The organism is Pseudoalteromonas sp. Cn5-37 (assembly GCF_021532495.1).
Taxonomy (GTDB): Bacteria; Pseudomonadota; Gammaproteobacteria; order Enterobacterales; family Alteromonadaceae; genus Pseudoalteromonas; species Pseudoalteromonas simplex.
This window is the reverse complement of the sequence record NZ_JAKGBA010000001.1, coordinates 949,416-971,541: the sequence shown is the minus strand read 5'-3', so window position 1 is coordinate 971,541 and position 22,126 is coordinate 949,416. Positions and strand designations below refer to the sequence as shown.

Sequence of the window (22,126 nt, the reverse complement as noted above, 5' to 3'; positions counted from 1 at the left end):
TTAAACTTTGTTAGCTTTCTGAAGGTGTTATCACTGAGATAATTGTGGATGAAGAAAAAGTTAGCCATGTTATTGCTGGGGTTATCTAGTTTTAATGCCTCAGCCTCTGAAAACTTTAGTGATCATGAGATGTTTTGTGAGCGGCAATCGCAAATTAGTTGTCTAGATTACATTAATCAGCAGCTTGCCAGCAGCGAGATTGGCTCTGCGCGTTGGTATGAGATTAAATCGTATCAGTTAGATTACTTCTACGACAAAATGGAATTTCAAGCTTTAAAGGAAAGCGCTGAGCCTTTTATTACAAGTGAAGAATCGCCAGTCGTCTTTCAAGTACAAGTTTACTTTTATTACGCAAAATCAACACACTATTTAGGTGACTCAGAAACTGGTCATAAATATGCGACGAAAGCGTTTGAAAAGCTACAAGCTATTTTTGATTCGTTTGGTAATCCGATGCGTATGGTCGAACTGGCCAATTTGCAATTTGTGTTTGGTAATAAAGAAACAGCGTTGCAAATTCTTGATAGGGCAGAGCGCCGTTTTGGCAAAAGCAAAGACCCCATTTTTCATTCATTAGGGGATATAGATGGTGCACTTGTAAACCGACAAATTGCAGCTGATTGGATTTTAAAAACTAATCATAATCGTAAGATTTCTGTAGCATTAGGTAACTTAGCCCGTACTCATCAACTTCTTGCTGATTATGTGAAAGCTGATCATGTTTATGTGCAGTCACTCAAATTCATGGACACGGACTCAGATCGCAACGCAGTTGCTATTTATAAATTACGCCTTGCTGAAATCAATTGGCAAGCTGGCAAGCCAGCACAGGCTTTAAAGTGGTTTAAACAAGTGCATAAAGAAGACATTCGTCAATCACATGCGAAACTTTATGCACATCTTAGTAATGTGCTTTAGATAGTGTAAAAACACCCAGATTTTTCATCTTCACCTGGCGCTAAAATTTGTAGATGGGTTGAATCGCCTTGCTCCATCAAAGGTTTCATAGTTTTATCAAACTGCTTAGCGGCATGTTCAATTAACTTTGCTTGCTGCTCTAGCGCTTTAAAATCGGCATCATGAGCAGCCATCAGTTTATTGAGCTCTGTAGCCAACTTATCTTGCTCTTTTAATAAGCTTTTATTAATTCGCAGGTGATTCTCGTTTTCAATAATAGCTTTTTCGGCGATCGCTTCTATTTGCTCAGAGTACTCAGTCACTTGTTGTTCTATGTTGCTAATTGGTTGCTCTAGCGCTTCTAGTTTTACTTGCTCATGTTTAAGCTCTAGGTATGCAGCAATCTGTTCGTTATTGAGGGTAATTTCGCTCACCTTTTTACAGTCTTTAAAAGTGATAACGCGATAATCACCTTGGTCGTTCGCTGTACTGGCATTAGAGAGGCCGATACAAGCGGTAGTGGCAGCAATTAAGAGTGCGCTTGCGCTGATGCGTACTAAATTCATAATGATATCCTACAGGGTTATGTTATTTAGTTAGTCGTCGCAAGTATGAAAAAGGTTGTTTAAGTTTTAAATTTATATCCCACACCATAAATTGACTCAATGTAATGACTATTAGGGTCGGCTTGTGTCAGCTTTTTACGCAAGTTTTTAATGTGTGAATCAATACTACGCTCGTAGCTCTCAAAGTACTTCCCTTGGGTCATGGTTAGTAAATCTTGGCGTGAAAAAACTTTATTGGGTGAGGCAATTAATATTTTTAATAAGCTAAATTCATTAATTGTTAGTTTTAGCTCTGCATTATTTACCAGTACTTTGTATTCGCTCGGATCAACAATAATATTGCCCGCTTTGAGCGTATTTGGTGCGGTAGTTGGTATTCGGCGGCGCTTTAAAATAGCCTTTACACGTGCCATTAACTCTTTTGGTTTAAATGGTTTAGTAACATAGTCATCGGCACCGACATCAAAGCCAATTAAGTGGTCAATTTCTTCAACCCGTGCCGTAAGCATAATAATAGGCACATCACTGTATTGTCTTATCTTGCTACACAGCTCGATGCCGTTAGTGCCTGGCAACATGATATCGAGAATAATGAGGTCAGGGTTTAGCTCATTAACAGCATCCAGTGCGCAGGTACCATCGTGAATTAAGCTTGTTTTAAACCCTTCAAGATATAAATACTTTTCTATTAATTCGGCAATTTTAACTTCGTCTTCAATAACGAGAATATGCTGTTTTGCTATGGTTTCTGACATATTATTACGCCTCTGCAAGCGGGAGTTTTAACGTTATACACAGACCGCCTAAACGGCTTTTAGTTGCATCTATGCTTCCATGGTGAGCTTCAATAATTGTTTGGCAAATCGCCAAGCCTAGGCCAAAACCGCCGGTTTTTCTGTTGCGAGAGCTATCGGTGCGATATAAACGATCAAACAGTTTTTCAAGGGCTTCATCGGGGACACCGGGGCCAGAATCTTCTATCGACAAAAATACATGATGCTTAGACACGGTTAAATCTAACCAGACTTTTTGCTGTTCATCGGTATAGCGTAAATTATTTTCTAAAATGTTTTGTAGTACTTGTGTAATACGATTCTGATCAGCCAAAATTATTACGGGTTGCTCAGATAAGGTGGCATTGAGGGTGATGTTTTTTGATTGAAATTTAAAGGCATATTTATGCGCTTGTAAAGTTACTAAGGTATTAAAATCAATCTCTTCCATCTGGTAGTTGAAGCTGTATCTGTCAAGTGTGCTGACTTTATGTAAGTCGTTCACAAGTCGACTTAACAGCGCCACTTCTTCTTGTAGTGAACTTATCGCTTTTTGGTTGGGCTCGATAATGCCATCGTTAATTGCTTCAAGTTCGCCCTCTAAAATAGTTAAAGGCGTACGCAGTTCATGAGAAATATCCATAATCCATTGACTTTGCTGTGATTCAAAACGCCTAAGCTCTGTGGCAATACGGTTGAAATCTTCTGCTAAGGTGGCGAATTCATCGCTACTATTTACTGTAATTTTGGTCTCAAACTCGCGCTCAGCAAGGGCTTTTGCACCTTCTTTTAGTTGTGAAATAGGATTAGTAAAATGATGTGCGAGTAAGTAACTAAACAATAAAGCAATTAATAAACCAATCCCCGCTGTCCACAAACTGATATTAATTTGTGTATTAAGGTAATGCTGAGTAAGCGCGCTGACATGGTTACCGTTAGCATGCAACTGCAGCACTGCAATAACGGCACCATTGTGAGTGATTTCTTGCTCGTTCACGACCTCAGTATCGGTATTGCCTGCAATCAATATTTTGCCTTTTGCATCAAGCAAGCTGAGGCGTTTTTCAAAAGGCATAAAGTCATCAGCCATCGGTTTATTGCGAGGTGGTGGCATTCCCTCATTTTGCATGTGCTTTTGAGGGGGGCCTTCTAGTGAGAAAGGTCTGGGCTCTCTTGGTTTTGGTCTGTTCGGCGAAAACAATAAACGGCTTGAGTGAAAATTGCGGTTAATTAGCTCATACCACAGAGCTTTAGAGTCGATAAACATACCAATCGAACCCGTTTGCTGATACTGCTGGCTAATTTCAGTGGCTATAAGGTTAAATGCTTCGTTGTCTATATCCTCAAATACATTATTGAGCATACGCTTATTAGTTATTGCATTAAGACCAAACATGGTCAGTACCAGCAGTAACGTAATAATAAGATTGGTAATTAAGAGTTTGTGAATTAACTTCATAGGTATCATAGTAAAATGTAATAGCCAAAATTGAATATACTATAAATGTCTATTTTTTGGCATGTGCATCCTAATCACTCTATAAAAGCACCACTTTTTCTACACAAAGTCTCTACATTTGTTCTTTATACTCGACGCTAATTATTCAAGTTAACGAAGGGGCACTAGGTGACTTTAAAACCTGAACTATATACTCGTAGGAAAATGCTAAAAACATTAGGGGTTTCTCTTGCTACTGTGCCTATGTTGGCATTTTTAGGCTGTAACTCAGACACAATATCGTCAACGGACACAACCTCAGGCACCGACACATCAACGGGCACAGGCACCAGCACTGATACAGGCGATACAACAACCACGAACGACAGTGAATATGTATCGGGCACAACAGCGCTTATTACTGATGACTTTCCGGATGACAGTATTTTTGAAACATCCACCGCATGTGTGTTAGCACTAACTAAAGCAACAACAGAAGGCCCCTGTTACTTCCAAGCTGATTCAGACGAAGATATTTCGGATGGCTTAACTGGTTTGCCTATGATGCTTTGTTTACAGTTAATTGATAGTGACTGTAACCCACTAGCAAATTACGAAATATCGGTTTGGCACTGTGATACCCGCGGTATTTACTCGGGTGATACAAGTAGTAGTTCTGATAGCTCACGTTTTGCGGGTGATTTCTGTACTGATGGCGATACCGAAGCTGAGGCAAGCACCTGGTACCGAGGTTCATTGATCACAGATAGTAGTGGTCGTGTGAACTTTAAAACGCATTTTCCAGGTTGGTATTCGGGGCGAACTATTCATATTCATTTTAAAGTGTCGAACAACAATAACGACTATGTAATTAGTCAGTTTTGTTTTACAGATGCGTTTGCAAAAGAAATTTGTACCACTCATAGCGATTACAAATCACGTGGTGAACAAGATACAACCCTTGCTAGCAACGATAACGTGTTTGGTAGTGATTATGAGCAGTTTATTTTAAATACAGCACAAAATAGTGATGGCACTTTATTGGCCTACCACACTATTCAGATTAATTAAGCAACCCATCATTGTAGGTTAGGGCGTGTTAGCAATTACTGCTTTCACGCCCTATTTTTTAAAAGCTATAAGTGATGTTACCGTAAACAAAACGACCATCTAAACTGTATGGCGTAAATGCACTGTAGGTAAAAATCTGATTGAAATCACTATAACCTATATTGCTTACAGTATCTTGAGGGTACTGATCAAATAGGTTATTAGCGCCTAATGCAAATTTCCACTGCTCATCGGGACGATAAGCTACCTCTAAGTCAGTGATCCATTTAGCATCAATAATTTCATCACCTTCAGGCGTACTTGAAGTGTCAACGACTTCGCCATAACGGGTTGCACGTAATGTGGTCTGAAAGTTTTCATAATCCCATGTTGCAGATAGGTTCCACTTATCAGCAGGAGTGCCTTCTTCAAAGCGAGTGATTTCACGACGTGCGAAGTATTGATAGTTATCACCTAGTGCTTCTAGCTCTGCTGGGTTTTCTTTAACGTGTGTGACTTCTGTGTCGTTAAAGTTAACCGCAGCACTTAAGCGTAAATCACCATAGTTTTCTAAACCTAATGAGTAGGTAGCTACAATATCAACACCTTGCGTACGTGAATCAATAGCGTTTGTAAAATATCGAACGCTTTGAGTGTTTTGTTCACCAGCTGCAGCTAGAATCGCTTCAACTTCGGGACCACTTAAGTTTTCAGACAATACGATACGGTCGTCAATTTCAATGCGATATGCGTCAAGCGTCAGGCTAAAACCGCCTTGCGTAAAGATAAAACCCGCCGTCATATTAACTGATTCTTCAGCATCAAGTTTGCGTGCCCCTAGAGCTTGGGCTGCAGGTTCATCAACTGGGAATAAACCGACCTCACTTGGAATACCGTTTTCAAATACAGTACTTACTGATTTATAAGAAGTTTGTGCAAGTGAAGGCGCTCTAAAACCTGTGCTAATTGCACCGCGTAACGACAATGACTCGTTAATGCTGTAGCGCGTAGCTAGTTTAGAGGTAAAAGTGCTGCCAAAATCGCTGTAATCTTCAAAACGACCAGCCAACACTAGATTCCAATCTGTTGTTAGGTAAGTATCAAACTCAGCAAATACCGCAATGTTATGGCGGCTTTCGTCAGTTGCACTTTCTGGAGAGAAACCAGCTAACACTTGTGCGCCACCAGCAGCAACAGGGTTGCCATCGTCATCCAATACGGTGATGTATGAAGCCTCTTCACCTGCTTTGATTTGATAATTTTCGTGACGATACTCAGCGCCCACGGTAACAAACACATCATCAGGTAAGCCAAGGTCAAGAGTATTGCTGGCATCCATGTTAATTAAGTATTGCTCATAAACAAGGGCGCCGTTATCAAATTCAGTTGGGCTGCTAACACCCATCGACGTATTTAAGCTATTACTGACCCCTAAGCCGAAATCGTTGCGACCATAATTGGTACTTACATCCCATGCCCAGTCATTGGTTTCGCCGTTAACACCGATCGCAAATGAATAGTCATCAACATCCGTATCTATTTCAGGTAAGAAGCCGTTAGGGTATACTTCGGTTAAGTTACGAGAGTCTTTGGCACGGCGATAAAAGCCTGCCGAATTACCTTTACGGTTTGAGTAACTAGCAAACGAGTAAAGTGATAGTGAGTTATCAAACTCGTAACCTAGATTATAAAAAAGTGCATAGTCTTCGATATCGGCTTTACCAAAACGATGATTGTAACGGTCGAAATCAAATTCACGTGAGTCTAGGTTGCCATTTTCATCACGACTGTATTGCTCGCGTTGATCAATTCCCGAGCGGTTTGTTGGCTCGTTATTGCGAGATTCAATAGAGATGTTTATAAAGCCGCTATCACCTAAAGCAAAACCGGCATTCGCACTTGCTGTTCGCGAAATACCATCGTTTAATTTACGATCACTGCCTTTTGCAAAGCTCAAGTTACCATCGTTATCAGCACTTGTGCTTAGTAGTTGCGGCGAGCCAGCCATTTGCGTGTCGTATTCACCGTAAGTGTAGCTAACGCTACCGCCCTCATCAGCGTCTTTTAGTACAATATTGATCACGCCAGCAATGGCATCAGAGCCATATTGTGCTGCAGCACCATCGCGAAGAATCTCAACGCGCTTAATAGCTGAAGTAGGAATATTGTTTAAATCAACGGCCGTCGAGCCACGACCCACTGTGCCACCTAAATTTAATAGTGCACCTGCATGGCGACGTTTACCGTTTACTAATACCAGAGTGTGATCAGGAGCAAGGCCACGTAAAACGGCTGGTTTTGCATGATCAGTACCATCGGCAAGAGTGGCGCTAGGGTAATTAAAACTTGGTAACTGTGAAGCAAGTACTTGGCTAATTTCAAGCTGACCAGTACTTGCTAAGTCGCGGCTTGTTAGTAGATCAACTGGCACTGTACTTTCAGAAAGGCTACGTAAACTCCTACGTGTACCTGTAACAGAGATAACCTCAATATCTTTTGCTGTATCTTCTGTATTTTGCTCAGCAGCGATTGCAGTCGCTGATGCAGCTAACGTACTTGCGATTGCAAGTTGCAAAGGTAATTTTTTGAATAATGTCATTATTGTTCCCATCTGACTTATCTAACTGAATTTAGTCTATAATACGAAACGGGAACAAACAAATAACATTAAAATATAGTATATGTGTTACTTATGATTGTTGTTGAATTTATGTTTTTATTGTTACTATTATGTTTACGCGCTAATGCTTATTTTATTTCTGCCCTCTGTTTTTGCTCGGTATAAAGCAGTATCTGCAGCGCAAATTAATGCTTCTGAAGTACGATATTGATTATTGAACTCGCAAGCAATTCCTTGGCTTACACTTATTCTAAAATCACTCGGTAATCCTATGTCAGTAAATGGCATGTTATTTATTTTTATTTGAATATGTTTAGCAATAGCGGCGGCTGTGTCTTTTTGACAACGGGGTAATATAATAGCAAATTCTTCACCGCCATAACGGGCTGCTAAACAATCGCGAGAAGGGAGTGACTCTGCGATTATACTTGCTACTTTTTGTAAGCATTTATCGCCTTTTACATGACCGAATCGGTCGTTGAATAATTTAAAGTAATCAATGTCGATTAATATAGTGCTAATAGCTTGATTAGTTTGTACGCTTTCTTGCCAATGCTCTTTTAATGACTCTTCAAGGGTTAATCTATTTGCAAGGCCGGTTAAATGGTCAGTGGTAGCCTGTTTAATTAAACGATTATATTGCTCTTTGTGTGATGATAAATCGTGTAATACACAAATAAATAAATTTTCTGCAACGGCAATGTTTTTTGGCAGGCTCGATATACATAAATCCGCCTCAAGGGTTTTACTGTCGGCACGGTTTATTTTAACTTCGTTTGGCCCAAGACTTATCGGCGAGTCTTTATGGTCTAACCAACTGAGTAGGGTATACATGTATTTATCACGGTCGGTGTCGTGTAGGTAATGTAAAATGTTTTGCCCAATTAACGCTTCTTGGTTGTCACCTAAAAGCTGTGCTGCCATCGGGTTTGCAAATTCAAACGTGCCTTGGCCATTAATGATAAACACTCCTTCAGGGATGCTCTGAAACATTTGTGCAATCAGTGCAAGTTGCTCTGAATTGATAGACTGCGCAAGTGCGCTTTTCGTTTCTGATTTAGCAGTGCTTGGTTGTTCATTTTTATTAGTAGACACGTTCGTTTCCTTTTTACCGATGCAAACGATTTTGGTGTCTATAAAGTTACTTAAAAAAGTGCAAATTAACCTTCCGGTAATCTTCTGGTTTTAATTTGTTGTTTTATAATGTAAAAAAGCTCCTAAAAAGGAGCTTTTCACGAGAGGCTTTTAGTTTTCTTTTTCGTTCTCAACTTGTGGATCTGCACTTTCATAGCTTGTGCCATTGCACTCTACGATGAAAATCATACACGCAGTACCGCTATTTTCATCTGAATCGGCAATCTCAATTGTTTGACCATTGTTAGTGACTTTAAAGCTAAAGTCTTGCTCGCAATCACCTTCAAGGTTTGCAAATTTAGCACCTGTAAATTGAAAGCCAGCATCCACTGTTGCATCATCAAGTGTATAAATACCTAGGCTGTTTCTTTCATTCACAGTGCCGCCTCCAGAAACTTGCTGACCGTCTTGGAAGTATGTGAATAAAGCTTCATTTTCAGTGTTAAGTTTAATATTCACTGAAAAATTGTAAGTTTGACTTTCGCTCATTGTTATTACCTTCTAGTTGTTTTTTATAGATCAAAGTTAGTAATACCTAACTCTATTAGTTTACTTTTAATTGTACCTACCTCACTTTCCTTGTTTAAACAGGTGTAGGCTTTAATAAGTGGGTAAGTTCTTTTTATACTTTTATCGCCGTTATTATTTTCTTCAATTGCATTAATAGCTTCTTGGCATGCTTGTTGTCTTGCTATCTTGTCTTCAGCAAGCTTTGCTTTAATTAAATTAACCTTTATCAGAGCAGCGAGGTTTTCTATTTTGCTAGTGTCAGAAATTCTCTCTATAAAGTCTGAGTTGCTTTCTAACTTTAACAAAAGGTCTTCGGCTTCTCTTAAAAGGTTTCGATTGATATAATAATGAATCACCCCAATTTGAATATTTATTGAGGTTGTATCTGAAAACCCTTGGTTATTAATGTAACTCAAAACATCTTTTACTCTTTCACTTTTTTTGCTTTTATCTAACAGCATTAATTGGTATGCAAGTGATCTATAAAAGGTGCGTTGAAACTTTTGATTTTTTGGATCTTGTATTCTTGCTTGATTAATCGCATTGGTTGCTTTTTCTGCTTTTAAAAATGCCGCTTTCTTATTTGGGAAGTAGCTCAATAAAAAGCTTTGCTGCATATAAGTGTTTGCTAAATAATTATATATGCTTGCATCATTCGGTGACGTTTCAAGCATGTTGATTAGCTCTTGAGAGGCTTGCTCAAGTAGTTCAAGTGCAGCGTTTAGATTCCCTTGGCTTTCTTCTGTGGTTGCAATCCAGCTGATAGTATCTGTCTTATCGCGTAATAAATTTTTGTTATTAGGTTTAAGCTCAAGGGCTTGGTTTTTAAGTTTTAAAGATTCAGTAAAGCTCTGCTTTGCGAGCGCGTAATTAAACTGCTTTAAATACAGCGAGCCAAGTGAATTGTGTGAGTAAGATAGCTCCATAATTGAATTAAAGTCATTAGGGGCAAGCTGATACATTTTTTCACTGTAAGCCAAGTAACGTTTGAACATTGGCTCAGTCGCTAAATAATTACTTTGCTCATAAGTTAAATTACCAAGCCAAAAGGCATTGACCCCTGCGAGCATTAAAACATCTAGGTTATTGGGTTGAATTTTTAGTAATGATTCTAGGCGCGTTCGCGCATTTTCAAAGGCGGTGAAGGCTTCGTCGGTTTTGCCGCGAGAGTAGGCCACTTCACCCATGGCCTCTAAGGTTTGAGCGTATTGAAAACGGTTATTAAACTGGGCTTGTTTATCGCTAAAGTCAAACAACGAGGCAACTTCCTCGTCTTGATTGGTAAAATACTCAAGGGCTTTGTTGCTAATACCATCCAGTAAATCCATACGCCTTACGCTTCTGAGTTTGTCGGCAAATTCACCGACCATAAAACCCAATAAACTCTCAGCTTCTTGGCGTTTTTGTTTTGCTACTTGTTCGGCGTGATAGCTGCGCACGCTCATAAATGTGGCAATAAAGGTTAAGCACACAAGTGCAGCCGCCGTTATTTGTAACACGCGCTTTTTACGTTTGGCTTTGTTGTTAGAAGCTTTAATTAACGCTTGCTCGTCACTCGATAAGCTAAACATAGGGTTACTCACAAGGCTTTGTGCTTCTTGCAGCGGTTTGCCTTGCGCTAATAAAAAGTCGCTGTGCTTTTGTTCAAGCAGCCAGCGCTCGGTGGCAAGTTGCACACGGCTTTGAATTGCTAAGCTTTGTTGATGCTCTTGCACCCAATCTATGGCGCGTTGCCAATGGCGCAGCAGCGCTTCGTGGGCAAGGCTAAAGCAGGCTTGCTCATTTTTAAGGTGTGACACAAACAAGCGGCTGTCGACCATAGCCTGAACAAGCTTGGTCGCAGCTGGGCTGGTTAATTCGCTCCAATGTGCTGCACGGCTGGTGAGTGTTTCGCCATCTGGGTTTAAGGTGATCAATTTTGAAAGAACTGCAGCAAGTTCAGTTTGTTGGTCTTTGGGTAATTGGCAAAATACCTGTTCGGCTTTTTGGCCGATAGCTCCTTCGATGGTGCCAAGCGCTTGGTATTCAGAAAACAATAATTCGTTGCCTGGGCTTCGCTGTAAATAAAGCTGTTGCAAGGTGTATTGCAGCATTGGCAATGCATCTGGGTTATTGGCAGTATCGTTACAAAGTTGTTCATCAAGCGGTGTGTGATGCTCTGGGTGATGTTGCCAACTTAAGCCTGCTGCAAGTGCTGGCAAACGGATCATTTGCTTAAGCTCAGAGCGAGTTGGCGCTAATAAATCAAAGTGTGCGCCGTTGGCTTTACCTGCCATTAAACTTGGTTGACTCACTACTTGCGGGTAAAAGTCATTACGACAGGCACTAAAAATGATCATGCAGCCACTTGTTGCTAAGCGCTCAATAAGTGCTAACAGCTGGTTGCGCTCGTCATCGCTAAATAAAGGTGATGACAATAGCACTTCGAGCCTGTCGATAAATAAAAATAAATAGGGTGTAGTGCACTCTTTATTTAGCGTTGCAAGTGCTGCTTTACAGCGGGAAATAACCTGTTCTGGATCTGTTAATAACAATTCAGCCAACGCATCGGCGCTTATATCGCTAAGTACAGGTGCGTCGTTTATTTCTAAATCGAGCAAGGTTGAGGCTAAATCAAGCAGTAAGCGCTCTTTGCTGACATCGGCAAAGTCGAGTTGGCAGTAACTATGTACTCTAATGCCATCGTAGCCATTACTCGACATTAAAGCGGGCAATACACCTGCGTTAACTAACGACGATTTACCTGAACCACTGGCTCCCAAAATTAAGCAAAATGCGCGACCAAACTCTATTTGAGCCGATACCCGCTGTAGCAAAGTGGCAATTTGTTTGTTTCGACCAAAAAACACATCGGCTTGCTCTGGTGCAAATGCACTTAAGCCAACAAAGGGCGAATCACCTTGCCAACTGGTTTGGCTGGCTTTTTGTTCTTCGTTGAGTGGAAAGTTGATTTCGGCAATAACCCGATAACCGCGTTTACGAATGGTTTCTATGTAATGCGGATCGCTTGCTTTATCATCAAAGGCTTTACGTAATTGGGTGATCACTTTATGTAGGGGGTTGTCACCGAGCGCCACATTTGGCCAGCAGTGGCTGATAATTTCTTCACTTGTTAGTAGCTCACCTTGTTTTTCGCAAAGCAGCAGTAATACATCCATCGCCTTGGGTTCAAGATGCTTTGTTTGTTCACCGCGTCTGATTGAATTAGTAGCCGGAGTAACTTGCCATTCGCCAACGAAAAACAGCGCCGTATTCATAGTGTTATCTTCATTGTTATTGTTAGAAACGCAGTCCGATTGGACCGATTTTATATTAGATTACGGGATACTTTGATTAATACAATATTATGAGATCAACAGCAAGCGCCTTGCCTTTTCTGACATTAAAAAATCATATTGATGTCGTGTATATAAAACTTTTTGTAAAGTTTGTTTGACTTTTTGTGTTACTAGGTTAATCTTTAGTCAAGTTTACTTTACTTTTAAGGTGAGAATAATGAATCAAACAGGATTAACCTTTAAACAACGTAATAAGCAGAACACGCTAAACCTCGCTAAATGGACATCAGCATGGGTGATTACATTAGCAATTGCCTCATTTGGGCCGCATTTTTTATGGCAAGAGCAGGCTATTTTTAGTGTTGTGGCAATCTTAATCAATGTAGTAGTTGGCATCATGATGATTTTATCGAACAAACGACAACTACAAGGAATGGATGAGCTGCAGCAGCGTATGCACCTTAATGCAATGGCCATTACCTTGGGTGCAAGCTTGGTATTTGGTTTAGCTTACTCGGTGGTGCAATCAAGTGGTTTAATAAGCTTTAAAGAAGATATATCGCACCTCGTGCTCTTTATGGGCTTAACCTATTTGGTGAGTCTTTTAATGATGAATAAGCAGTTAAACGACGAGGGCGAAGAATGAAAAACCGCTTGAAAGTGCTTCGTGCTGAGCACAACTACACCCAAGCGAAACTCGCAGAGCTTTTGGATGTGTCTAGGCAAACCATTAATGCGATTGAAAAAGGTAAATTTGACCCAAGTTTGCCATTAGCATTTAAAGCCGCGCGTTTATTTAACCTGAGTATCGAAGAGATATTTCAGGATGAGTAAGTCTGATAGCGTAAGAGGCGTTTTAACGCCGAATGTTAAATCATTCAGGTTAAACGCCATTTATCCTACGCGATATAAAATCGCTACTACATTTTTGAGAGCTTACAGCTTTGTTTTTTCATCTGCATCGCACTTAACGACCACATTAAAAAGCCACCTAAGAATAATGCCGCCGAAACATAGCCTGTTTGACTAGGGAGTGCGCCCCCAGCAATAGCCATGCCGCCAAGCCAAGGGCCTATGGCATTGGCAGTATTAAACGCACACTGTACTAGCGCACCAATCATGGCATGCCCTTGTGGTGATACATCCATTAATAACGATTGGATCACGGTACCTAAACCAACACTAAAACCAATAAAGAAAATCACCGCGTATAACAGCCAAATATTATGGCTTGCGCTTACATAACTGGCTGCAAATACTACAGCACCAATTAGCGCAGCCCCTGTGGTTTTCAGCGGTGAGTGGTCGGCGGCTTTACCTAATAGGTAGTTACCTAATGTACAACCAATACCAAACATGATCATAGCAATAGAGATAGTGTAAGCAGGGGTATGGGTGACTTCTAAAATAGTGTCGGCAATGTAAGTGTAAACACAAAATACACCACCAAAACCAATAATGATGATACCTAGAATGGTCCATACGAGCTTGTTCTTTAATACACTTAACTCATCGAGAATCGATGTTGGCGCGGTATTTTTTACGTTAGGTACGTATTTCACAATCAATGCCAAGGCAACTAACGCAAGTACAGCGGTGCCTGCCAAACAATAACGCCAGCTAAAGTTTTGCCCCACTAAGGTGACCATGGGCACACCAACGATAGTGGCAATGGTTAAACCCATAAACACTTTTGACATAAAGCTTGCGCGTTTATCGGCAGGGGCGATGTCGGCAGCCAATAAAATAGCAGCGGCGAAGTAGGCACCGTGTGGTAAACCACTTAAAAAGCGAAATAAAATAAGTTGCTCAAGCGAGTTTGCAAAAGCACTTAAGCCATTGAATAAAAACATCATACTGACAAACATCAACAGTGCATTGCGCTTACGCATGTTGGCGGTTGTGATCATAAATAGCGGTGCACCGACGACGACGCCTATCGCGTAAGCGCTGATGGCATAACCACTTTGCGCTGGCGTAGACGAAAATGTTTCGCTGATCAGGGGCAACATTGGCATCATAGAAAATTCTGATAGGCCTAAAATGAATGTGCCTAAAGCCAATACTATCAGAATGGTAAACGTGCTTGCGTTGCCTTGGGAGTTGGCTACGTTAGTCATGTAATTCCTTTAAAATAAATTTAAAAACAAAATAGATTTTTGATAATTGAAAGTGCCAGTAACAAATACTTTGTTCTGGAGTAGAGATGTGTGCCCAGCGCTATTGTAATACAAATTAATGGGGTTGATACAGTACTTTTTGGAACGTTCTATATTTGTTTGCTATAAGAAAATAACCTGAACTTCTTAAGTCTTTGCTGTTCAAAATAAATACAGAGAAAAAGCCAACTATACTTGGTGAATTAAATTGGTTTAAAGGAGAGCGCAATGAAAAAGATATTTGCTTGTATCGACGGTTCATGCATGACCGATGCGGTGACAGAAACGGCTATTTGGATTTCTAAGCGCTCCAGCCATCCAATTAATTTTCTGCATGCTTTAGAGCCACCTTTGCCGCAGGGCAGTGATGATTTAACCGCAATTATTGGTTTAGGTTCGCAAACTTCATTGTTAGAGCAATTATCAAAACTTGAGCAAGAGCGCAACAAAGTAGCGTCGCAGCACGGTCAATTATTGCTAGATGAAGCAATGAAAAAAGCCGAGCATGCAGGCTTAAACGAGATTGAGCAACAGCAGCTTTCAATGAGTCTTGTTGATGCTTTACTTGAACATGAAGACAATGCCCGTGTGATGATTATTGGCCGCTCTGGTAAAGGCCATTACGATGATTTTAAAGTACTAGGCTCACATATTGAAACGCTGATCCGTCAGGTGCATACCCCGGTTGCGATTGTGCCGCCGCAATTTCATGAGCCCACAAACTTTATGCTGGCTTATGATGGCAGCGAAAGTACCGACAAAGCGATTACACAAATTATCAATGGCGGGATTTTATCCGGCTTAGATTGCCACTTGGTGATGGTTGATAAACAAGACGGTCACAGCCAAGACAAACTCGATACTGCCTCAGCAAGGTTGGCTGAAAACGGCTTTAATGTGAGAGCGCGCATGCTCGATGGCGATGTTTACCAAGCGCTGTGGCGATATAAAAGTGACCACGCCGTTGACTTAATGGTGATGGGCGCATTTGGTCACTCTAAATGGCGACAATTCTTTTTAGGCAGCACGACCTTAAAAATGCTTGAAGATAGCCGTATTCCTTTAGTGGTTTTGCGCTAAGTTATATACCTGTGACAGGGTGCGACAATATGTCACGTGTTCAGACTAATTAATGAGTTTTATAATCGGCGTCATTAATTATTTGCTTTGATTTTAAAAGAGTTATGAACACGCAATCTTCTCGCCCTGGTTTTTTATTTTCCAAAATTGCTGCAGCACTTAGCTGTGTTTTAAGTATTTCTGCCTTTGCTGATGATTCTATTGAAGTGATAGAAGTACAAGGTCATGCCCAAAATAACCATCAACTAGTTGGCTCTGCAGATGCGTTACTGAAAGATTTAGGTGTTGATTTTTCAGCAGCCGGAGGTGTGTCTAATTTGCCAGTAATGAACGGCATGATGGGCGATAGAGTTAAAGTTTTAGTCGATGGTGCTGATGTTACAGCAGCGTGTGCTAACCAAATGAACCCGCCACTCTCTTATGTGTCGGCAAACCAAATTGCCTCTTACAGTGTTGTTGCTGGTGTATCACCGGTAAGCAGTGGCGGTGATAATATTGCCGGTGTTATTAGAGTTAATACGATTGCCCCTGAATTTAGTGATACAGACTCAGTGAACTGGCGCGCAGGCTATGTTACCGCTCAGTACAAAAGCGTTAACGATAGCCAAGCATACGCGCTAGGTGCCAGCCTTGCGAGCAAACAGTTTAGCTTGTCTTACCAAGGCAGCTTTGAAGATGCTAACAGCTATGATGATGGGCATGGTGAGCGTGTACTTGATACCTTATATCGAGTGCAAAATCATGCCTTAACGGGCGCTGTTCGTGATGAGAAACAACAGCTTGTGGTTAAGCTGACGCATCAAAAAATTCCTTACCAAGGCTTTGCAAATCAATACATGGATATGACCGATAACACCAGCTATGGTTTCGTTGCTCAGTATCAACGTGAGCTTGAAAATGGTGATTTGCAGGTGCAAGTGAATGCGCATGATGTAAAACACGAAATGGGGTTTTTCAGTAATGAGAAAACCGGCATGATGCCGATGAATACCGATGCACAAGATTACAGTTACCAAGTTCATTGGCGCACTGACTTATCAAAACAGTCATCACTAATGCTAGGGCAAGAATATTACGGTTATCGAATTGATGATTGGTGGCCAGCGGTTACAGGGTCAATGATGATGGGCCCAAATGAATACGTAAACATTAACGATGGCAAACGTGACCGCCTTGCGGCATTTGCGGAGTACCAAAACCAAGTAAACCAAGCATGGTGGGTGTCGGCAGGTGTTCGAGTTGAGCAAGTCAGCACAGATACTGGCGAAGTGCAGGCTTATAACGAAGGTGGCATGAGCGGTATGGCTAATATGGGCTCAATGATGGATATGTCAAAAACCGACGCCCAAGCTGCGATGGAATTTAACCAATTAGACCGTAAACGTGACGACACCTTAGTTGATATTACTTTACTTGCTCGCTATCAATTATCGAACAACGATGAGCTACAATTTGGTTTAGCTCGTAAAAACCGCGCCCCTAATTTATATGAGCGTTATAGCTGGGGTGTAGGTACGATGGCAACCACCATGATTGGTTGGTTTGGTGATGGTAATGGTTATATTGGTAACCCAGATTTAGAAGCTGAAACAGCTCATACGTTAAGCTCTAGCTACACCAAATTAGCCAAAGACGACAGCTGGCAAGTAACGGCAAATGTTTGGTACACGCAAGTAAATGATTATATTGATGCTGAAGTGACTAAGAGCTTTAATCGCACCGACATGGCGCATACCAAGCGTAATATTCTTACTTTTACGAACCTAGATGCCACTCTTTACGGTGCAAAACTGGCGGGCTTGGTAGAGCTTTACAACTCAAAGCAAGCAGGAAAATGGCAATTAAAAGGCTCACTAACCAGTACTCATGGTGAGCGTGATGATAGCAATGAAGACTTATATCAAATTATGCCACTGCACACTGAGCTGAGCCTAGAGCACGAATACAAAGGCTGGCAAAACGCACTGAGCTGGCAATGGGTTGTTGATAGTAAAACTCATGTTGATGAGCGCCGTTTAGAAAACCAAACCGACAGTTATCAGTTACTGGCTATCTCAAGCCAGAAAACGTGGCAAAATTTAACCTTTAAGTTAGCAATTACCAACTTACTTGATGAATATTACCAACAGCCACTTGGCGGTGTAAGCATTGCTAATTACAAGCAAGATATGAGCAATGGCTTTGAGCAACTTGCCGGACAAGGCCGTTCGTATAATGCCAGTGTGAGTTATAGGTTTTAGGTTAGGGAGTTAGCGAGTTGCTAGAGTTAAGTTAGCAAGCTGCTAGGGTAAAGAGTGAAGAGAGCTGTCAGCTTTCAGATTAAAACCAGAGTTTCTAGTTACGAGAGTAAAGTTAGCGAGTCAGATCACGTGTCCGATATAAATGTGACATAAGCTGTCGTAGGCGTGAAATTTATTTCGCGTTAAAACATATTGCACAAAGAGAAAAGAATGAGAAGACAATGAGGTAAAACAATAGATTACTTGTTGTTTTCCTCTAAAGCGCAGCGTCTCTTATCCTCTTTGTGCAAATAAATGTCTTTGATGTAGGCGTGAAATTTATTTCGCGTTAAAACATATTGCACAAAGAAAACAGAATGAGAAGACAATGAGGAAAAACAATAGATTACTTGTTGTATTCTCTAAAGCGCAGCGCCTCATATTCTCTTTGTGCAAATAAATGTCTTTGACGTAGGCGTGAAATTTATTTCGCGTTTAAACAAATTGCACAAAGAGAAAAGAATGAGAAGACAATGAGGAAAAACACTGGATTACTTGTTGTTTTCCTCTAAAGCGCAGCGCCTCATATTCTCTTTGTGCAAATAAATGTCTTTGACGTAGGCGTGAAATTTATTTCGCGTTAAAAAATTGCACAAAGAGAAAAGAATGAGAAGACAATGAGGTAAAACACTGGATTACTTGTTGCTTTCCTCTAAAGCGCAGCGCCTCATATTCTCTTTGTGCAAATAAATGTCTTTGATGTGGGCGTGAAATTTATTTCGCGTTAAAACAAATTGACAAAGAGAACAGAATGAGAAGGTAATGAGGTAAAACACTGGATTACTTGTTGTTTTCTCTAAAGCGCAGCGCCTCATATTCTCTTTGTGCAAATAAATGTCTTTGATGTAGGCGTGAAATTTATTTCGCTTTAAAACAAATTGCACAAAGAAAACAGAATGAGAAGACAATGAGGGAAAACACTGGATTACTTGTTGTTTTCCTCTAAAGCGCAGCGCCTCTTATCCTCTTTGTGAAAATAAATGTCTTTACCGTAGGCGTGAAATTTATTTTGCATGTTGCGCGATGTAAAATCGCGCCTACAACCTTACCGCTTACCGCTAGGTATTTTAATTTTCCTGCTCAGCTTCTTGCTGTGCTAATTTTTCGCGTTCTGCTTTTGAGATGTAGGCCGGTTTATTGCTTTTATGCAATTTTGCATTGGCGCGCTTATCTTTTTGCTTAAGTTTAGTGAAGATCTTTTTTCTGCGGTTCATGAGTCTAACAAACGAATTAATAGGGTGAGTGGCTATTGTACCTTGTTGGTATTTTTAATCGATCTATTTTGCTTTAATTAGAGATGTTATGTCGGCGTTATAAGCGTTACAATCAAGGTGAATTTCTAAAAACCTTCTTAAACTCTGGAGCTTATCTTGAAACATTCATTACTTGCTGCATTTTTATTAAGTGCTTTCTCTAGTCAGGCAACTGTGTCTGAGCAAAGTGAAAAGCTGGCTAGCTACGCGGTAGAGCAATATCAACAAGCACAAATTCATACCTTAGAGAATTTAGTTTCGTATCCAACGGTAAATAAAGAAGGTCTAGCGACTCCTGATAACCCAGATTTTATTGGCTTTAAGTCGTTCTTAAAAATGAAAGCGGCGCAGTTTGGTTTTGATTATCAAGATTTAGGCTACACAGTGTTAATTGGCATGGGTAACCAAGCTGACAAAGTAACCATAGTAACCCATGGTGATGTGCAACCTGCAGATGCCAGTAAATGGCAGCAAAGTCCTTTTAAAATGGATAAAACCTCTGAGCCAGGAAAGCTAATAGCTCGTGGTACAGAAGATGATAAAGGCGCAATTGCGACTGCACTGCATGCAATGAAGGCGATTAAAGACAAGGGTATTACCTTAAATAACCGTATTGAATTAATGGTTTACCTTGCAGAAGAGTCTGACTGGGCACCACTCGAAGAGTTCATGAAAACCTATCAGCAACCAAAATATGCTGTCACTATTGATGCTTCATACCCTGTGGTTGTTGCAGAAAAAGGCTGGAGCCTAATTGCGCCGACTTTCTCTGCGACCTCAGCACAAACAGGCTTATATGTCAGTGATTTAAAAGGCGGCGCCTTTGTTAGCCAAATCCCTGAAGATGCCAGCGTGTTAGTGCATAACGCTGATGCGGCGACAGTGGCTAAATTACACGACAATGTCGCTAAGCTTAAAAACGTCAAAGTGGCGATGACAGAGCAAGACAATGGCTTGTTAGTCCAAGTGAAGGGGATTTCAGCGCATTCATCTGAGCCAGAAGCGGGTGAAAATGCCATTGCGCACCTTGCAGAAATCTTTAAAGGTATTGATCTTGAGAACAATAGTGATGGTCAAGCCATTGAGTTTATCAATCAACTAATTGGCCTTGATTTATACGGCGCGCAATTCGGTGAAATTGGTTACAAGCATGACTTTATGGGCCCGATGACTGTTTCGCCTACCTTATTAAGCCGCGACGGTAACGACATTAAACTGTCGATTAATATGCGTCGTCCGGTAGGTAAACAAGAAGCGGTGCTTAAGCAGCAAATTAATGAAGCACTTAGTGCTTGGCAAACCACTAATGGTGCTACGTTAAAAGACACTAAAGTTATTATTGGTACGCCAATGCTGTTAGATGGTGCGCCTCATGCAGAAGCATTACTCGATATCTTTAAGCACTTTACCGGCGATAAGGACGCGGGCTTTGTGTCAATTGGTGGTGGCACAAATGCTAAGCTGTTTGATAATGCGGTGTCATTTGGTCCATCAATGCCAGGTAAAAAGTACACAGGTCACTCAGAGCATGAGTTTATTACTGAAGAGCAGTTAGCACTGAACTTAAAAATGTATACTGCAATGATTATGAAGCTAGGTAATATGTAATTCTATAAACTGAAAACGCCGCTTTATAGCGGCGTTCTTGTTTAAAACTGGTGACTCATTCCTATTTAGAATTGGGCAACAAACTTAAGGTTATAAAGTTCAGCAGAGCCGCTTTCAGTGTAATTCGCGGTTAAATAGTATTTATCATTAATAAAGTACTTACCTTGTAAAACGAGTTCAGAATCATCCAACCCTGCACCTATGGCATAGTGATCGCCGAAGTAGTAGCTGATCATGGCATTGCTTGCTGAATTATAAAGGCTGTCTTGATGGCCAACATCGACGGTAATGTAATGGCTACCGCTTAAATGATTAAAGTATCTGGCAGAGACATTCCAAACGTCGAGTTCATCATCTGTTTCTGCGCTAAAACCAAGGTAATCCTTATCGTTGATTTGGAGGTTATACTGCGCTTTCAAGCGGAAATAATCATCACCATAGCTACGCACATCCCTATTTACAGAGACTTTTAAGGCATCGGCAAATAAGTAGCCAAGTCCTAGCGTGTAATTGTCTAAATCCCTCACGTCCCTCATATCAGCTACAGCAAACCAGTTGTTAAAAAAATACTCGCCTGATAAACCAATATCGTTGTAATAGTCTCCTCCTGAGTAATTCACTCGAAAGTTTGTATCTGTATCTAGGTAACCATAATCATCGAGCACCCCCGAGTTTTGCTGCTCTTCAAAGTAGTAATGGCTTACTAATTGATAGCCATCAAAGTCATAATAGTCATTATTAATATGAGTGTATTCGATACTGTTGAACCATTGTTTACTTACTTGTTGTTCTGTGGCGATTGAGCAGTTTGAATAAGCAAGTGTTGCAAGAGCGATCGGGGCTAATTTTTTAATCATACATATCCTTGTTGTATTTGGTTTTGCTTTATAAAGATAATACAACGAGGCGGTAAAAAGAATGTAATAAAGTGTTGTGGGTCTGTTAGTTTGTGAAAAGGCCAAGCAGTGCTTGGCCTACAGAGATTAATTAAGCGTTGTGGTGAGTGATATTTCGGCATTCATCAGTTTAGAAATAGGGCAGCCTTGCTTGGTTTGCTCACAAAGTTGCTCAAACTTTTCGAGTGAGATTTCTTTTATCTTTGCGCTGACATCAAGTGCAATGTGGCTCACTTCGAAGCCGTCATCAACCTCATCAAGGCTCACTGTTGCTTTGGTCGTTATGTCGTCAGCGACAAAGCCTGCTTCAGTTAGTGCCAGCGATAGCGCCATGCTAAAACAGCTACTGTGTGCCGCTGCAACCAGTTCTTCAGGGTTAGTACCTGGCTTATCTTCAAAGCGAGTATTAAAGCCAAATGGCTGTTTCTCAAGCGCGCCACTTTGACTAGAAATATAGCCTTTGCCAGATTTAATATCACCAGACCAACTCGTATGTGCAGATTTTTTAATTGTCATCGTCATCTCCTTTGTAAATTTTTTCGACGACCGTGAAAGGCTTTCAGGGTTTTGTGCCGAAAACGGTGA

Annotated in this window: 18 protein-coding genes; 7 read left to right on the top strand and 11 right to left on the bottom strand. The window is 40.8% G+C overall.

Features of this window, described 5'->3' with window-relative positions:
• Positions 1-48 precede the first annotated feature (48 nt).
• Positions 49-918, top strand: a complete 870-nt coding sequence (locus L1266_RS04420) for a hypothetical protein (RefSeq protein WP_235376954.1) — start codon at positions 49-51, stop codon at positions 916-918.
• On the opposite strand, the gene L1266_RS04415 is transcribed toward L1266_RS04420, so the two are convergent.
• From L1266_RS04415 to L1266_RS04405, 3 genes are read right to left on the bottom strand one after another with little or no spacing between them, the layout of a single operon-like run.
• Positions 915-1,463, bottom strand: coding sequence for a hypothetical protein (locus L1266_RS04415; protein ID WP_054551827.1), 549 nt, complete (start codon positions 1,461-1,463; stop codon positions 915-917). The two genes, L1266_RS04420 and L1266_RS04415, sit on opposite strands and share 4 nt — an antisense overlap.
• A 59-nt stretch (positions 1,464-1,522) precedes the next feature.
• The gene (locus L1266_RS04410) at positions 1,523-2,218 is read right to left on the bottom strand and encodes a response regulator transcription factor (RefSeq protein ID WP_235376953.1); all 696 of its coding nucleotides are present in this window, start codon (positions 2,216-2,218) and stop codon (positions 1,523-1,525) included.
• A gap of 4 nt (positions 2,219-2,222) precedes the next feature.
• Positions 2,223-3,695 (bottom strand): ATP-binding protein, encoded by a 1,473-nt coding sequence (locus L1266_RS04405; RefSeq protein ID WP_235376952.1) that lies wholly within the window; start codon positions 3,693-3,695, stop codon positions 2,223-2,225.
• Between the two features lie 204 nt (positions 3,696-3,899).
• Between L1266_RS04405 and L1266_RS04400 the strand changes: the two genes are divergently transcribed.
• Positions 3,900-4,745 (top strand): dioxygenase family protein, encoded by an 846-nt coding sequence (locus L1266_RS04400; RefSeq protein ID WP_212751208.1) that lies wholly within the window; start codon positions 3,900-3,902, stop codon positions 4,743-4,745.
• A gap of 58 nt (positions 4,746-4,803) precedes the next feature.
• On the opposite strand, the gene L1266_RS04395 is transcribed toward L1266_RS04400, so the two are convergent.
• The 4 genes from L1266_RS04395 to L1266_RS04380 form a co-directional block, all read right to left on the bottom strand.
• Complete coding sequence (locus L1266_RS04395; RefSeq protein WP_138619563.1) at positions 4,804-7,323, bottom strand: TonB-dependent receptor plug domain-containing protein; 2,520 nt, start codon at positions 7,321-7,323, stop codon at positions 4,804-4,806.
• 135 nt (positions 7,324-7,458) lie between these two features.
• On the bottom strand, positions 7,459-8,439 hold the full coding sequence (locus L1266_RS04390; protein WP_316247573.1) for a GGDEF domain-containing protein: 981 nt from the start codon (positions 8,437-8,439) through the stop codon (positions 7,459-7,461).
• Between the two features lie 150 nt (positions 8,440-8,589).
• Entirely contained in the window at positions 8,590-8,967 is a 378-nt protein-coding gene (locus tag L1266_RS04385; RefSeq protein WP_138619565.1) for a DP-EP family protein, read from the bottom strand.
• Positions 8,968-8,990: 23 nt separating this feature from the next.
• Complete coding sequence (locus L1266_RS04380) at positions 8,991-12,245, bottom strand: nSTAND1 domain-containing NTPase (RefSeq protein WP_235376951.1); 3,255 nt, start codon at positions 12,243-12,245, stop codon at positions 8,991-8,993.
• Positions 12,246-12,483: 238 nt separating this feature from the next.
• Between L1266_RS04380 and L1266_RS04375 the strand changes: the two genes are divergently transcribed.
• Together L1266_RS04375 and L1266_RS04370 are read left to right on the top strand one after the other, a co-directional pair.
• A complete protein-coding gene (locus L1266_RS04375) occupies positions 12,484-12,912 on the top strand; it encodes a hypothetical protein (protein WP_054551821.1) in 429 nt (142 codons plus the stop codon).
• On the top strand, positions 12,909-13,100 hold the full coding sequence (locus L1266_RS04370) for a helix-turn-helix transcriptional regulator (RefSeq protein WP_054551820.1): 192 nt from the start codon (positions 12,909-12,911) through the stop codon (positions 13,098-13,100). The genes L1266_RS04375 and L1266_RS04370 overlap by 4 nt, the downstream gene beginning before the upstream one ends.
• Before the next feature lie 86 nt (positions 13,101-13,186).
• On the opposite strand, the gene L1266_RS04365 is transcribed toward L1266_RS04370, so the two are convergent.
• Positions 13,187-14,386 carry an MFS transporter gene (locus L1266_RS04365; RefSeq protein ID WP_235376950.1) on the bottom strand — a complete coding sequence of 400 codons (1,200 nt, stop codon included), beginning with the start codon at positions 14,384-14,386 and terminating at the stop codon, positions 13,187-13,189.
• A 267-nt stretch (positions 14,387-14,653) separates the two neighbouring features.
• Between L1266_RS04365 and L1266_RS04360 the strand changes: the two genes are divergently transcribed.
• Together L1266_RS04360 and L1266_RS04355 are read left to right on the top strand one after the other, a co-directional pair.
• Complete coding sequence (locus L1266_RS04360; RefSeq protein ID WP_235376949.1) at positions 14,654-15,505, top strand: universal stress protein; 852 nt, start codon at positions 14,654-14,656, stop codon at positions 15,503-15,505.
• 104 nt (positions 15,506-15,609) lie between these two features.
• Positions 15,610-17,745 carry a TonB-dependent receptor gene (locus L1266_RS04355; protein WP_235376948.1) on the top strand — a complete coding sequence of 712 codons (2,136 nt, stop codon included), beginning with the start codon at positions 15,610-15,612 and terminating at the stop codon, positions 17,743-17,745.
• Positions 17,746-18,851: 1,106 nt separating this feature from the next.
• On the opposite strand, the gene L1266_RS04350 is transcribed toward L1266_RS04355, so the two are convergent.
• Entirely contained in the window at positions 18,852-18,998 is a 147-nt protein-coding gene (locus L1266_RS04350; protein ID WP_082389188.1) for a DUF2986 domain-containing protein, read from the bottom strand.
• A gap of 156 nt (positions 18,999-19,154) precedes the next feature.
• Here L1266_RS04350 and L1266_RS04345 point away from each other — a divergent pair, with 156 nt between their 5' ends.
• On the top strand, positions 19,155-20,645 hold the full coding sequence (locus L1266_RS04345) for a dipeptidase (protein WP_235376947.1): 1,491 nt from the start codon (positions 19,155-19,157) through the stop codon (positions 20,643-20,645).
• A gap of 65 nt (positions 20,646-20,710) precedes the next feature.
• Here L1266_RS04345 and L1266_RS04340 read toward each other — a convergent pair whose 3' ends face one another.
• Together L1266_RS04340 and L1266_RS04335 are read right to left on the bottom strand one after the other, a co-directional pair.
• Entirely contained in the window at positions 20,711-21,502 is a 792-nt protein-coding gene (locus L1266_RS04340; RefSeq protein ID WP_235376946.1) for a putative porin, read from the bottom strand.
• A 126-nt stretch (positions 21,503-21,628) separates the two neighbouring features.
• Positions 21,629-22,057, bottom strand: coding sequence for an OsmC family protein (locus tag L1266_RS04335; RefSeq protein ID WP_054551814.1), 429 nt, complete (start codon positions 22,055-22,057; stop codon positions 21,629-21,631).
• Positions 22,058-22,126: the final 69 nt, after the last annotated feature.

What these genes read in the sequence shown, in the direction of transcription:
- L1266_RS04355 (WP_235376948.1), top strand. Translation starts at nt 15,610, where the DNA reads ATGAACACGCAATCTTCTCGCCCTGGTTTTTTATTTTCCAAAATTGCT.
- L1266_RS04405 (WP_235376952.1), bottom strand. Translation starts at nt 3,695, where the DNA reads ATGAAGTTAATTCACAAACTCTTAATTACCAATCTTATTATTACGTTA.
- L1266_RS04375 (WP_054551821.1), top strand. Translation starts at nt 12,484, where the DNA reads ATGAATCAAACAGGATTAACCTTTAAACAACGTAATAAGCAGAACACG.
- L1266_RS04340 (WP_235376946.1), bottom strand. Translation starts at nt 21,502, where the DNA reads ATGATTAAAAAATTAGCCCCGATCGCTCTTGCAACACTTGCTTATTCA.
- L1266_RS04385 (WP_138619565.1), bottom strand. Translation starts at nt 8,967, where the DNA reads ATGAGCGAAAGTCAAACTTACAATTTTTCAGTGAATATTAAACTTAAC.
- L1266_RS04400 (WP_212751208.1), top strand. Translation starts at nt 3,900, where the DNA reads ATGCTAAAAACATTAGGGGTTTCTCTTGCTACTGTGCCTATGTTGGCA.
- L1266_RS04410 (WP_235376953.1), bottom strand. Translation starts at nt 2,218, where the DNA reads ATGTCAGAAACCATAGCAAAACAGCATATTCTCGTTATTGAAGACGAA.
- L1266_RS04395 (WP_138619563.1), bottom strand. Translation starts at nt 7,323, where the DNA reads ATGACATTATTCAAAAAATTACCTTTGCAACTTGCAATCGCAAGTACG.
- L1266_RS04415 (WP_054551827.1), bottom strand. Translation starts at nt 1,463, where the DNA reads ATGAATTTAGTACGCATCAGCGCAAGCGCACTCTTAATTGCTGCCACT.
- L1266_RS04335 (WP_054551814.1), bottom strand. Translation starts at nt 22,057, where the DNA reads ATGACAATTAAAAAATCTGCACATACGAGTTGGTCTGGTGATATTAAA.
- L1266_RS04360 (WP_235376949.1), top strand. Translation starts at nt 14,654, where the DNA reads ATGAAAAAGATATTTGCTTGTATCGACGGTTCATGCATGACCGATGCG.
- L1266_RS04420 (WP_235376954.1), top strand. Translation starts at nt 49, where the DNA reads ATGAAGAAAAAGTTAGCCATGTTATTGCTGGGGTTATCTAGTTTTAAT.
- L1266_RS04365 (WP_235376950.1), bottom strand. Translation starts at nt 14,386, where the DNA reads ATGACTAACGTAGCCAACTCCCAAGGCAACGCAAGCACGTTTACCATT.
- L1266_RS04350 (WP_082389188.1), bottom strand. Translation starts at nt 18,998, where the DNA reads ATGAACCGCAGAAAAAAGATCTTCACTAAACTTAAGCAAAAAGATAAG.
- L1266_RS04370 (WP_054551820.1), top strand. Translation starts at nt 12,909, where the DNA reads ATGAAAAACCGCTTGAAAGTGCTTCGTGCTGAGCACAACTACACCCAA.
- L1266_RS04380 (WP_235376951.1), bottom strand. Translation starts at nt 12,245, where the DNA reads ATGAATACGGCGCTGTTTTTCGTTGGCGAATGGCAAGTTACTCCGGCT.